Source organism: Nonomuraea turkmeniaca (assembly GCF_005889735.1).
In the GTDB taxonomy this organism is placed as follows: Bacteria; Actinomycetota; Actinomycetes; order Streptosporangiales; family Streptosporangiaceae; genus Nonomuraea; species Nonomuraea turkmeniaca.
Genome location: NZ_VCKY01000293.1, coordinates 1 through 11,547, shown reverse-complemented (window position 1 = coordinate 11,547; position 11,547 = coordinate 1). Strand labels below are relative to the sequence as shown.

At 69.9% G+C, this 11,547-nt stretch carries 12 protein-coding genes and 3 pseudogenes; 11 read left to right on the top strand and 4 right to left on the bottom strand.

Features of this window, described 5'->3' with window-relative positions; translation table 11 throughout:
- The 5 genes and pseudogenes from ETD86_RS60425 to ETD86_RS57595 all read left to right on the top strand — a co-directional run.
- Positions 1 to 288 (top strand): annotated as a pseudogene (locus tag ETD86_RS60425) (LLM class flavin-dependent oxidoreductase); the annotation flags it as partial.
- Positions 289 to 322: 34 nt separating this feature from the next.
- Positions 323 to 520, top strand: a complete 198-nt coding sequence (locus ETD86_RS58810; protein ID WP_246149373.1) for a hypothetical protein — start codon at positions 323 to 325, stop codon at positions 518 to 520.
- A 109-nt stretch (positions 521 to 629) separates the two neighbouring features.
- Positions 630 to 1,061: pseudogene (locus tag ETD86_RS60420) on the top strand (dioxygenase family protein); the annotation flags it as partial.
- A 157-nt stretch (positions 1,062 to 1,218) separates the two neighbouring features.
- Positions 1,219 to 1,515: pseudogene (locus ETD86_RS59465) on the top strand (dioxygenase family protein); the annotation flags it as partial.
- Positions 1,512 to 1,772, top strand: a complete 261-nt coding sequence (locus ETD86_RS57595) for a hypothetical protein (protein ID WP_211370766.1) — start codon at positions 1,512 to 1,514, stop codon at positions 1,770 to 1,772. The pseudogene ETD86_RS59465 and the gene ETD86_RS57595, both read left to right, overlap by 4 nt.
- A gap of 462 nt (positions 1,773 to 2,234) precedes the next feature.
- Here the strand turns inward: ETD86_RS57595 and ETD86_RS47775 are convergent, their stop codons facing one another.
- Entirely contained in the window at positions 2,235 to 2,900 is a 666-nt protein-coding gene (locus ETD86_RS47775) for a lytic polysaccharide monooxygenase auxiliary activity family 9 protein (protein WP_138673258.1), read from the bottom strand.
- 540 nt (positions 2,901 to 3,440) lie between these two features.
- Here ETD86_RS47775 and ETD86_RS47770 point away from each other — a divergent pair.
- Positions 3,441 to 4,025, top strand: coding sequence for a Uma2 family endonuclease (locus tag ETD86_RS47770; RefSeq protein ID WP_138673257.1), 585 nt, complete (start codon positions 3,441 to 3,443; stop codon positions 4,023 to 4,025).
- A gap of 56 nt (positions 4,026 to 4,081) precedes the next feature.
- On the opposite strand, the gene ETD86_RS47765 is transcribed toward ETD86_RS47770, so the two are convergent.
- The 3 genes from ETD86_RS47765 to ETD86_RS47755 are packed head-to-tail and all read right to left on the bottom strand — an operon-like array spanning position 4,082 to position 6,869.
- On the bottom strand, positions 4,082 to 4,792 hold the full coding sequence (locus ETD86_RS47765) for a DNA-binding response regulator (protein WP_138673256.1): 711 nt from the start codon (positions 4,790 to 4,792) through the stop codon (positions 4,082 to 4,084).
- A complete protein-coding gene (locus ETD86_RS47760; RefSeq protein WP_138673255.1) occupies positions 4,762 to 5,880 on the bottom strand; it encodes a hypothetical protein in 1,119 nt (372 codons plus the stop codon). Before ETD86_RS47760 ends, ETD86_RS47765 begins: the two co-directional genes overlap by 31 nt.
- The gene (locus tag ETD86_RS47755) at positions 5,877 to 6,869 is read right to left on the bottom strand and encodes a sensor histidine kinase (protein ID WP_138673254.1); all 993 of its coding nucleotides are present in this window, start codon (positions 6,867 to 6,869) and stop codon (positions 5,877 to 5,879) included. Before ETD86_RS47755 ends, ETD86_RS47760 begins: the two co-directional genes overlap by 4 nt.
- Between ETD86_RS47755 and ETD86_RS56175 the strand changes: the two genes are divergently transcribed.
- The 5 genes from ETD86_RS56175 to ETD86_RS47735 all read left to right on the top strand — a co-directional run.
- On the top strand, positions 6,868 to 7,026 hold the full coding sequence (locus ETD86_RS56175) for a hypothetical protein (RefSeq protein WP_170223671.1): 159 nt from the start codon (positions 6,868 to 6,870) through the stop codon (positions 7,024 to 7,026). The two genes, ETD86_RS47755 and ETD86_RS56175, sit on opposite strands and share 2 nt — an antisense overlap.
- 346 nt (positions 7,027 to 7,372) lie before the next feature.
- Positions 7,373 to 8,155: a SpoIIE family protein phosphatase gene (locus ETD86_RS47750; protein ID WP_170223670.1), complete on the top strand. Its 783-nt coding sequence runs from the start codon at positions 7,373 to 7,375 to the stop codon at positions 8,153 to 8,155.
- 401 nt (positions 8,156 to 8,556) lie between these two features.
- Positions 8,557 to 9,348, top strand: a complete 792-nt coding sequence (locus tag ETD86_RS47745; RefSeq protein ID WP_138673252.1) for an SAM-dependent methyltransferase — start codon at positions 8,557 to 8,559, stop codon at positions 9,346 to 9,348.
- Between the two features lie 68 nt (positions 9,349 to 9,416).
- Positions 9,417 to 10,406 carry an endonuclease/exonuclease/phosphatase family protein gene (locus ETD86_RS47740; RefSeq protein ID WP_138673251.1) on the top strand — a complete coding sequence of 330 codons (990 nt, stop codon included), beginning with the start codon at positions 9,417 to 9,419 and terminating at the stop codon, positions 10,404 to 10,406.
- Positions 10,407 to 10,509: 103 nt separating this feature from the next.
- On the top strand, positions 10,510 to 11,547 hold a 1,038-nt coding region (locus ETD86_RS47735; protein ID WP_211370763.1), incomplete at its 3' end, for a DUF6851 domain-containing protein.

Below are 11,547 nucleotides of genomic sequence, written 5' to 3'. Positions count from 1 at the left end.
GTCGGCGGCACCCCCGCAAGCGCCGAACGCGCCGCCCGTCTGGGCCTGCCCATGGTCCTGGGTCTCATCGGCGGCGACCTCCGCAGCGCCCGCCCACTGATCGAGCACTACCGCGCCGTCGACCAAGCCGCCGGCCACGCCCCCGAAGCCTTGCGCCTCGGCGTCACCAGCCACTTCTACGTCGGCAAGACCTCCCAGGGCGTCCGCCGCCGAGCTCTACCCCTACTACCGCGAGTACCTGCGCCCCAAAACCCCCGGCGGACGCGGCTGGCTGGTCAGCCCCGACCAGTACCAGGCCGTCTCCGGCCCCTTCGGCGCGCTGATGACCGGCAGCCCCCAGGAAGTCATCGACAAGATCCTCACAGAACGCGCACTGTTCGGCATCGACCTCTTCATGGGACAGATCGACTTCGGCGGCATGCCACCGCACATGGTGGGCGACTCCATCGACCTGCTGGCCACCGAAGTCGCCCCCGCCATCCGCAAGGAGCTCGCCCTGCCGGCAGGACCGGCAGCATGACCAGCGCCACCGGAATGCCCATCCTGTCCCCGCCGCTCCGCCCACGGTCACCCCCGCGGCCGCCTGATGCCTTCCACCAGCGATCCCCACTTTCGAGGAGCACACCGCCATGACCACCATCACCGACCCGTCCTACGTCGACCCGGCTCGGCTCCATCCCCGCGCTGTGCGGCTCCTCGAGGCGTTCAAGGACGCCCTGGCCCGCCTGCGCGATGAGGAGGGACTGACCTTCGACGACCTCAACGCGGTCGCCGGCCTCCTGCAGAACGTCCAGGCGGCCACCGACCTCCCCCTGGCGACGGTCGCCATGCCGCTGTACAGCGAACTCTTCCAAGGCGGCCAGGACGGCTACACGCCCGGCGACGACGTCAACAGCCCCACCTTCATCCCCGGCTCCCCGCGCATCGACAACCCCGGCACCCTGCCGATGCGACCGGACGAACCCGGCACCCCGCTGATCGCCTCCGGCCGGATCCTGGACGGCCACGGCAAGCCGCTCGCCGGCGCCAAGCTGGACATCTACCACGCGGCCAACAACGGCAACTACTCCGGCCTGTACGACGACGGAGTGCACACACCTACAACCTGCGCGGCCATCTGCTCACCGACGCCGACGGCCGCTACAGCTTCACCACCATCACTCCTGCCGCCTACGCCGACTCCAACGTCACGGCGGTCGACGGGTCGCCGAAGCCGCCGCGGCCGTCGGACGCAGCCTCTACCGCCCGGCCCACATCCACTACGAGCTCCACCACCCCGACCTGCTCGCCCCCTGGCGAGGCGAGATCTACTTCCGCGGAGACCCGGTGATCCCCGTCGACTTCGTCGGCCCGAAGCTGGCCCATCCCGCCCTGCAGGCCGACAGCGTCCTGCACGAGGACCCCCAGGACATCGCCGAACACGGCTTCCAAAGCGCCTACAGGACCGCCGAGTTCGACTTCATCCTCAAGACCCGCACCAGCCCCGACACCGCCGACCCGAAGGAAGCGGCATGACCCCCGAGGACGCCACGGCCTGGTCGCTGGCCCGGCTGAACCAGGCCTTCTTCCACCACTACGACCGCCGCACCTACGACGCGCTGCTCGTCGGCCAGCACCCGGTAGACGCTGGCCACGGAAGGATGCTGGCCCTTGTGCTTGCCGGCGGGGATGACCGGTTTGCGGGCGATGTCTCTCCCACGTACTCCCGTTCGGCCTCGGCCATTCCGGCGAAGACGGCGAACAGGGCGGCGCCGTGCCCAGACGGGTTGTAGCTGCCTGGAGCGGCCCCGTGAGCAGTTCGAGCTCGATGTCGTCATGACGCGGCTCTTCGGCGATCGCCAGAAGGTCGGCGGCACCCCGGCCCAGGCGTTTCGTCTCGTGCACCGTAAAGATCACCCGCTGATGCGGCACCGCCGTCTTGATCGTGCGGACATACTCCATCGCCATGGCGAACTCCGGCCGCGCCCTGATCCGAGTGCTGATCTTCTCCGAAAGACCGGATCGCAGTCCGCCTCGTGCAGGGCATCGAGCTGACTCTGCACCTCCTGCTGGGCGGGCGGTGCTACACCGGGCACAGCCGACCTGCCGGCGGCGTCATGCTGAGCGCGACCTGGTGATCTCCATCGGCCGACCTCAACCTCGACCTGGGCCCTCTTGGCACCCTCCTCCCGCACGAGCCCGGCTCATGGCGCTCCGCCGGGCACCCGCCCGGCGGAGAGACCACCTCGGACGGCTCAGCTGAAGTTGACGTCGCTACAGAAGTAATACGTCTGGTCCATGTGCGAGGCCTTCCAGATCGTGTAGATCACGTGGCGGCCGGTGCGCGGACCCTTGCTGAGCCCGTTGATCATGTACGTTTCGCTGGGCGCGTACCTGCCGGTCTCCCGGACCAGCTCCAGGTGGTTCCACCCGAGAGGCGTGGTGAGCGCGTTGTACCCCTGATGGGTGATGTACACCCTGATGTAGTCCGCGCCGTGCCTGGCCTGGTCGGTGAGCCGGATGTCGAACGTGCTGGGCAGGTTGGCCATCGTCCAGGCGCCCGGCGTGTCCATGGAGCGGTACCGGCCGCCCTGCGTCTGCCCGGCGCTGCACAGTTGCCCGTTGGGGACGGCGGCCTGATGGTTGCCGCCGACGTTGTCCCGGTAGAGCCCGTTCCAGTTCCACATGGCGTTGGTGTTGTCCTGCCACGCCTGCCAGCACATCGGGTCCCGCTGCTGCATGGTGGGGTTCTGGAAGTCGTTGCCCCAGCGCAGCCAGCAACCGTAGTTGCGGGAGGCCGGGTCGGTGACCGACCCGTGCGCGGAGGCGGTGCCGGCCAGCGGCACAACGAAGATCATCGCCATGGAGATCAGCAGAGCCAGGGCGCGTAGCGCCCAGCGGTTGGGTGCGACTTGGGGCATAGTGCGGTCTCCGTGTTCCGGTCGGGGTTCCGGTGAAGAGGAGCGCTCCCAGTGCGGGACGGTATCTGACACCGTCGAATCGGCCAAGTGGCGGCGATTTGTCAATGCCACAGCTCATCATGATTGCCTGGTCAATGCGCCGGATGAACAGCGGAAAGGGTTTTCCAGGAACGCGTTGCCATGGGTGAAAGTTTCAACGGGTCAAGAAGCAGCCTGCTCGGTCTGGCGACCGACTTGTAGGGTCGGCAGCACGGCCCAGCGGAAGATCCCGATATTTGAATAGCGGTAAGGTGCTGTGCGAGCGTGCCGTTCACACCCGCACTGCGGGCGATTCAAGGAGTGCGGGGCTTGCGCATCCGTGGCGGTCATCGCTGGGGCGACCACACCATTCCACCCGAAATGCCGCATCCCATGAAGTCAGGATGGAGATCCGCCCACACTGACGCCAGAGTGTGACCTTTCCATGACTTCAGGTGACGAAAATCGGGGAAGTAGCATGTGAGCGAGGGCGAGACTCCCGATACTGAGTGGGTGACCGCAATGGCAACGATCGAGCCGGCCAGCTCGGGGCGCACGGTTCTTCCCGGCAACCCGCCGTACACGGTCGACGACCTGCTCAAGTTCCCAGACGACGGGAACCGCTACGAGCTCTTCAACGGGAGCCTACTGGTGAGCCCTGCCCCCACTCCCCCGCACCAGCGCATCATCTACCGGCTGCAGCGCATACTCGATGATGCGATGCCGTCTGAATTGGAGCCGTTGTCAACGATCAACCTGCGGGTGACCGACAAGAATTTCTACATCCCTGACCTCGTCGTCGTTCCCGAGGATTCGGTGGAGAGCGTGGGGCTCATGTTCTCGCCTCGCGACATTCTGCTCGCCGTGGAGGTGGGCAGCCCGAGCACGACGTGGCAGGACAAGAGCCTTAAAACCATTGCATATGCGAGTGCGGGCATCCCTCACTACTGGCGGATTGAGACCGACGAAGGACCGGCGCTATACGTTTACCAGCTCAGCGGCGACAACTACGAATCGCCGACCGCCTACAAGGCCGGCACTCTCGCCGAATTGACGGCACCCTTTCCGGTCAGTTTCGACCCTGCCGACCTTCTTCTACGCCGATGACCTGGACCCCGGCCCTGCCGGCCCCCTCCTGCCGGGAGCGCCGAGGTCCAGGAGCCTCACCCCTGATCTGGCGGGGTCTTGGCGGCCAGTGACGTGTAGATGGTGACCTCGTCCGGCTGGATGAGGCCGTCCTGGATGGCGCAGATCAGGAGTTTCTCCTTGGTGGGGGCGGGACGGCCGGCCGCGGCGTATTTGACGCGGGCCCGGTCGATGTACTGGCGCACCGTCCGCTCCTTGATCCCCATCCGGGCCGCCACCGACGCCTTCGACATCGACTGGAACCAGAACAGCAGCGCCGCCCGCTCCTTGTCCGACAGTTGCGGCCGGTGCGGCCGCTCGTCGGTGGCGATCGCCTGCGCCATCGGCGGGGTGACGCTCGGCCGGTCGGCGGCCACCTCCAGGATGGTCTCGACGCAGGACTCGCGGGTGGCCCTGCCCTTGCCGATGAAGGCCGAGGCCCCCGAGTCCAGCACGGCGCGTACCGTCTCCGGCTCCTCGTGCTCGGAGAAGACGATGACCCGCTGCCCGCCCTGGCACAGCTCGGCCACGCGGTCGATGACCATGGTGCCGTTGAGGTTGAGGTCGAGCAGCAGCACGTCGGCGTCGGTGCCGAGGACCGACTCGATCGTGGGGCCCTGGGCGACCAGCTCGACCGGGCTCGGGGCGAGGCCCGACGGGCCGAACCAGGACCGCACCCCGTCGACCACGACCTGGTGGTCCTCCACCAGGGCGACCGTCACGGGCCTTGCCAGATGCTGTTGACCCATACCTCCCCTCCCTGCCGCTGATAGGTGACGACGACGCCGCTCGGTTCGTGTACGGGGGTGGCGATGATGGGCAGGTCGTCGTTGTCGGCCACGACGGCCACGCTCACCATGGTGGACATCGCGGACACGGTGACGCGCGCCCGGGATCTGGCGCCGTCGAGCGCCCGGATGGGTGCTCTGAGGAGATCCTCCCGCACCCCGTCGGGGAGGCCGGGCAGGTAGTCGCCGAACGGCGGCGCCGTCACCATCACTTTGCGCCGCTCGGCCGCCTCGATGCGCGCGCGCAGCGCGGACACCAGCTCGTCGGGTACGTCCTCCCGTTCGGTGATGAGCCGGCGCAGCCGCATGGCCCCGGCCGTGCAGTCCTCGCGCACGCGCGGGTCGCCGGGATCGGCCCCGTCGTCGAGCTGCTGCAGCAGCGACTCGGCCACGTCGCGGATCGCGGCGTACCTGCGGAGCCTGTCGGTGTGGATCCGCTGGGCGGACTCGCGCAGGGCGTCGTCGGCGGCGAGCCGGCGGGCCAGCAGGACGGCGTCCTCGGCGCGGGACAGCAACATGCGGCAGCCCCACGTGTAGCCGAGCTGCATGGTGATGCCGCCGGCGATGACCACCAGGTATTTGGAGATGGACACGCGGTCGAGCGTCCCGGTGAGGATCATGGCCGCCAGCATGATGCCGGCGTTGGCCACGAGGAACACGATCAGCTCGGCTCGCCAGCGCGGCCGTCCCCACACCAGCATGACGGCGATCCAGCCCACGGAGCCCCACGCCCAGTCGCTGATGCCGAGCAGCTCTCCCGGGCGGAGAGACAGGATCACCGCGACGTCGATGGCCAGCGTGGCGAGGGCGAGCTCGAGGATCCTGGCCGGACCGCGGGACGTGCGGGTCAGCGACCGCAGGGCGACCACGAAGATCGCGGAGTAGGCGATCCACGCCGCCAGCGTCAGCCAGGGCCACCGGAAGGCGGTCCAGCCGATGATCGTGACAGTGAGGTCGTACCCGATGTGCCACACGGCCGCGATCACCGCGGCGCCGAGCGCGGTGAAGCGGGCGTACCGCTGCGCCACCTGCTCGATCTCTTCCGTCATGGCCGCCACCACAGGCTCACGCGGGTGCCCTGCGAGCTGGAGGAGATCTCGGCGCCGCCGTTCGGCAGGGAGCGCATCATGTCGAGGATCGAGCCGCGGACACCGAACCGGTCGGGTGGCAGCTGGCCCTGGTCGAATCCGCGGCCCGTGTCGGCGACCTCCACCAGGATCTCGCCGTCGCGTCTGCGGGAGACGAGCTCGGCCTCGCGCACGCCGGAGTGCAGGGCGATGTTCGCCAGGGCCTCGGTGACGGCACGGGCGAAGCGTTCGGCGACGTTGCCGGGCACCGTCTCGGGCATGAGGTCCCGGCGGACCTCCAGGTCCGTGGCGCGGCCGGCGACCTCGTCCAGCAGAGTGTCCAGGGCGATGGGGGCCGAGTCGGCGCGCGGCGTGTCCCGCAGCTTCTCCAGCGCCGCCAGGTCCGTCCTGACCTGGGCGCTCAGTGTGGGCGACGGTTCGTCGTAGGTGCCCAGGCCGACCATGGTCAGCGTGTGCAGCGCGGTCTCGTGGATGCTGCCGACCTGCTTCAGCTCGTCCTCGCGGCGCAGCCGCTCCACTATGCGGGAGATCTCGGCGCGCACGCTCCGCTCCAGGAAGGCGTCCGTGGCGGCGGCCGAGCGCCGCAGCAGCGTCATCAGGATCACGATCGCGAGCAACTGCACGAGGTGGATCCCCAGGGTGCCGACCACGTCGTGGGAGGGAGAGGCGAGGCGTACGCCGGCCGCGAACGCCCCCGCGACGGCCAGCCCCATGGGGAGGACCACCGCGGGCTTCCAGGTGACCCCGGCGATGACGATGGTCATCGTGACCAGCCCCGCAACCCAGCTCGACCCCGTGTCGAGCGCCTCTTGCGCGACGAGATGCCGCTGGGCGAGGCACAGCCCGGCCGTGACGACCACATCACCGGCCACCAGCCAAGAGGGCAACATGTCCTTGCGCCACCACACGCGCACGAACAACGCCGTCCACGCGAGGTGGATCGCCAGCATGGGCGCCAGCCACGATAAGGAAACCGGCGCGACGGCGCCGAACGCCGCCGAAATGACCGCCACCACACCCACCGCGCTGCGCGCGCCGGCACCGGTGCGCGCGGTGGCCTTTTCGAATTGCCTGGTCGCCGAGTCGTACCTCGTGGAACCGGGGTGAGCCATGAGCCGTCCGCACACGCTGGGAGCACAAGCCGGGTCTCACGATAACGCAGCGCACAGTGGGTAAAAAGAAACGGGATGGAATTTCTCCGATAAGTCGGAATTGTCGTGCCGTAGTCGTGACGGCGGATGAGGTCATGGGTCGCATGGCTCTTTTCCTAGGCCCGGCTTTTCGCGCGGTGTGCACCGCCCCTTTTCACACCCTGGTGCGCGGTCCCAGGGGCGGCACGACGGCTGATCGGCCGTCATGGCGCGCTGCTGACGGCCGATCGGCCGTCAGTCGTTTCGCCGCGTATGGGCGTCTACTAGGCGCGGGCCGCGACGACCGCGGTGGGAGGGGACCAATGACGCTCTTCGTGATCTCGTTTCTGATCGGCTGCCTGTCGGTGATGACCGTCCGCGGCAAGCGCGGGAAATGGCCGCCCGGCATGCCGGTGACGCGCCCGCGGCTGGTGGCCGTGGGCGGCACGTACGAGGGCACGCTCGGCCGGGCGTCGGACGCGTACGTCATCCAGGAGCGGATCGTCGCCGTGGCCGACGGCGCGGCCGGCGCGACGGGCGGCGTGCAGCCCGGTCACACGGCCGCCGCCCTGGCGCTGGGCGCGGTGGTCGCGGCCCGGCCGCAACACGCGGGATCCCCTCACGCTCTGGAGCAGGACCTGGACGAGTGCGCGCAGGCGGCGCACCGGGCCGTGCGCGCCGCCGCCGTACGCGACCCGGCCGCGCCCGGCTTGGTCAGCACCCTGGACATGATCGTCCTCGACGCCGGCGAGAGCCCGCGCCTGCGCTTCGCCCACGTCGGCAACGGCGCGATCTGGCACTGCGTGAAGGGCACGGCGCCGGTGCCGCTGACCACGTCGCACACCTCCGACGAGGGCCCGCTGCTGGGTGGCATCGGCCTGCCCGCGGCGCTCAATCCCGAGGTGGGCACGGTGTCCGTCCGCCCCGGCGACCGGGTGGTCATCGTGACGGACGGCGTCATCCAGGCGCTCGGGGCGCAGCGCATGGCGGAGCTCTTCACCGCGGACTCCTCGCCGGTGGCGTGCCTGGATCGGCTGTACGACGAGCTCGCCGCCGCCGAGCCGAGAGAGGACGCCACGGTCATCGTCGCCGACGTGGCGGTCTGACGCCCGGTGCCCGCTCCTTGCCATGTCCCTTGCCGGTCAGGTGCTGCCCGCGGTCGCACCGTGCCCGGCCCTGGTCCCGAGGAGCATGGGGACCGGGAATCCGGAGGATGACTCCACTGCCGTCATCTATGTGGTCAGCCACAGTTTCGCCGACAACGGCGGCGGCTTTTACGTGGCGGCCGCCGACCGCAAAAGCCGGCCGCACGATTCCCCTGGGGAACATCGACGTGTTCTCGCGGAATGTCGGAAGGCCGGCACCGCGCGGCCTACCTTGTGTTCCTGGACGTGTGCGACGCCGGCGCCACGGAGGCGACCCGCACGGTGTTGGTCGTCATCGCGGCACCGCCCGGAGAGGCCCTATGGCGAGCCTCACGGGCCGGAGATGACCTAGGATCCAGGTCGTGAGCGCACCAAACGGGATCAATCCGAATATCCCCCACTCGGCCCGTGTGTACGACTACTGGCTGGGCGGCAAGGACAACTTCGAGGCCGATCGCCGGGTGGCCGAAGCGACCATGACCGCCGTGCCAGGAGTCCGCGAGAGCGCCAGGAACAACCGGGCGTTCCTCGGCCGGGCCGTGCGCCACCTCACGCAACTCGGCATCCGGCAGTTCCTCGACCTGGGCACGGGGATCCCGACCCAGGGCAACGTGCACGAGGTCGCGCAGGCCGAGGCGCCGGACGCGCGGGTGGTGTACGTCGACAACGACCCCATCGTGATGGCCCACGCCCGCGCCCTGCTGACCGGAACGCCGCAGGGCAAGACCGCGTACATCGAGGCCGACGTACGCGACCCGCGCGCCGTCCTCGCGCATCCCGAGGTGCGCGAGACGCTGGACTTCACCCAGCCGATCGCGCTCGTGATGGTCGCGGTCCTCATGCACATCCAGGACCAGGACGACCCGGCCGGCATCGTCAAGACGTTCGCCGACGCCGTGCCCGCCGGCAGCTACCTCGTGCTGAGCCATCTGACGCTGGACCTCGTGTCCCAGCAGACCGCCGACGCCTACCTGGCGGCGACCCAGTCGCAGGCGATGCACCGCACGCCCCGGACCGGTGAGCAGATCACCCGCTACTTCGACGAATTCGACCTGATCGAGCCGGGCCTCGTCGCGGTCTCCGAGTGGCGCGAGACCCCGCTCTTCACCGACACGGCCACCTGGATGTACGGCGGAGTGGGCCGCAAGCGTTGATCGCCGCAGCGCACCCCAGATCCGTTTAAGGTTCAAGTTGTGATGCCCATCGGGGACAGGACGGCGGAGTGAGCACTACGGTCGGGACCGAGCAGGCCACGGCGGACGACCAGCCGGCGCCGGAACGCCGGCGACGCAGGCGGTGGCTGTCCTGGACGATCGTCGCGCTGCTGGCGCTGTGGGCGGCGATCAGGGTCGGGGGCCTGGAGCAGGGCTCGTTCGTCACCCAGCTGATGACGGTGACGCCGTACGGCGCGGTGCTGGCGGCCCTGACCGGGCTCCTGCTGATCAGGCGCAACCGGCCGGCCGCCCTCGTGGCCGCGCTCGCCTGCGTGGTCATGGCCGCCTGCGTGGCGCCGCGGCTGACCGGCGCGGACCAGCCGGTGGCGAACGGCGCGCCACTGCGGGTGCTGACGATCAACCTGTTCGGCCGGGGCGACGCCCAGACCGTGGTCGACCTGGTACGGCGCTACGACGTCGACGTCTTCACCGCGCTGGAGCTGACCCCGGGCGCGGTGGAGCGGCTGGACATGGCCGGGCTGAAGCAACTGCTGCCGCACCGGGTGCTGCAGGAGGAGTTCGGCGCGACCGGCAGCGGCATCTATGCCAGGCACCCGGTGACCGAGCTGACCGGGCTGTTCACCCCGATCGGGCACAACATGCCCGCCGCCACCATGGCATTGCCCGGCGGGAGCAAGGTCGAGATCGTGGCCGTCCACCCCAACCCGCCGCTGGGCCGCATGGAGGAGGAGTGGAACGCCGCGCTGCGCGCGCTGCCGCCGGCCACTCCCGCGGCGATCCGGGTGCTGGCCGGTGACTTCAACGCCAGCCTCGACCACCGCGCCTTCCGCGACCTGCTGAGCCGCGGCTACGTGGACGCGGCCGACCAGGTGGGCAAGGGCCTGGTGCCGACGTGGCCGAACTTCCGGGCGATCCCGCCGATCATCTCCATCGACCACGTCGTGGCCGACCGGCGGGTGAGCGTGCGCCGGGTCGAGGTCTCGGACGTGCCCCGCACCGACCACCGCGCCGTATTCGCCGAGCTCCGCCTCCCGTAGCCTCACTGTCACCTCGAGGTTAGGCCGAAAGTCTGTTCGAACATGGCAGGGTCTCCTCTTGCCGGGCACACGGGGGCCCGCACAACGCGAGGAGACATTTGCCATGCCCGTTCTCAGTTGTTTACGCGCGACCGCGCTCGCCCTGGTGACCGCCGTCCCGCTCGTCCTGCCCGCCGTGCCCGCGCAGGCGCGTACGGCGGGCGCCAACGTCGTGATCAGGTGGAACCAGGCACTGCTCGGCGCGGTCCGCACCGGGACGCTGGGTCCGCCGCAGGTGGCGCGGGCGCTCGCCATCGTGCACACCTGCGCCTATGACGCCTGGGCGGCCTACGACGCGGTGGCCGTGGGCACCCGGCTGGGCGGGTCGCTGCGGCGGCCCCCGGCGGAGCACACCGGGGCGAACAAGGCCGAGGCCATCAGCTTCGCCGCCCATCTGGCGGCGGTCGACCTCTATCCGGCGCAGCGGGCCGCGTTCGACACGCTGATGGCCGACTTGGGGTACGACCCCGCGAACCCGTCGAGTCAGCCCGCCCGCACCGGGCTCGCCGCCTGCCAGGCGGTGCTGGACTTCCGGCACGCCGACGGCTCCAACCAGCTCGGCGGCTACGCCGACACCACCGGCTACGCGCCGGTCAACGCCCCGGTGGTGGTGGCCGACCCGCTGACCACGCTGAACGAGCCTGGGCGGTGGGCGCCGCTGACGTACCGCAACCGGGCCGGGGCCATCGTCACGCCGCCGTTCCTGGCGCCGCACTGGGGGCAGGTGGCCTCCTTCAGCGGGGCCGCCCGCACGCTGGCCGACGCCGTGCCGGCGCCCGTCCCGTACGGCTCCTCGGGGTTCCGTACGCAGGCCGCCGAGATCGTGGCGGTCACGGCCGCGCTGACCGACCGGCAGAAGGCGATCTCCGAGTACTGGGCCGACGGGCCCAGCAGCGAGACGCCGCCCGGGCACTGGTGCCTGCTCGCTCAGGGTGTCTCCGCGCGTGACCGGCACGGGCTCGACCAGGACGCGAAGATGTTCTTCGCGCTGGCCAACGCGGGCATGGACGCCGGCATCGCCTCGTGGGAGGTCAAGCGAGACCACGACTCGGCCCGGCCGATCACCGCGATCCGGTTCCTGTACCGGGGGCAGCAGATCACG

What these genes read in the sequence shown, in the direction of transcription:
- ETD86_RS58810 (WP_246149373.1), top strand. Translation starts at nt 323, where the DNA reads ATGACCGGCAGCCCCCAGGAAGTCATCGACAAGATCCTCACAGAACGC.
- ETD86_RS57595 (WP_211370766.1), top strand. Translation starts at nt 1,512, where the DNA reads ATGACCCCCGAGGACGCCACGGCCTGGTCGCTGGCCCGGCTGAACCAG.
- ETD86_RS47775 (WP_138673258.1), bottom strand. Translation starts at nt 2,900, where the DNA reads ATGCCCCAAGTCGCACCCAACCGCTGGGCGCTACGCGCCCTGGCTCTG.
- ETD86_RS47770 (WP_138673257.1), top strand. Translation starts at nt 3,441, where the DNA reads ATGGCAACGATCGAGCCGGCCAGCTCGGGGCGCACGGTTCTTCCCGGC.
- ETD86_RS47765 (WP_138673256.1), bottom strand. Translation starts at nt 4,792, where the DNA reads ATGGGTCAACAGCATCTGGCAAGGCCCGTGACGGTCGCCCTGGTGGAG.
- ETD86_RS47760 (WP_138673255.1), bottom strand. Translation starts at nt 5,880, where the DNA reads ATGACGGAAGAGATCGAGCAGGTGGCGCAGCGGTACGCCCGCTTCACC.
- ETD86_RS56175 (WP_170223671.1), top strand. Translation starts at nt 6,868, where the DNA reads ATGGGCGCCAGCCACGATAAGGAAACCGGCGCGACGGCGCCGAACGCC.
- ETD86_RS47755 (WP_138673254.1), bottom strand. Translation starts at nt 6,869, where the DNA reads ATGCTGGCGATCCACCTCGCGTGGACGGCGTTGTTCGTGCGCGTGTGG.
- ETD86_RS47750 (WP_170223670.1), top strand. Translation starts at nt 7,373, where the DNA reads ATGACGCTCTTCGTGATCTCGTTTCTGATCGGCTGCCTGTCGGTGATG.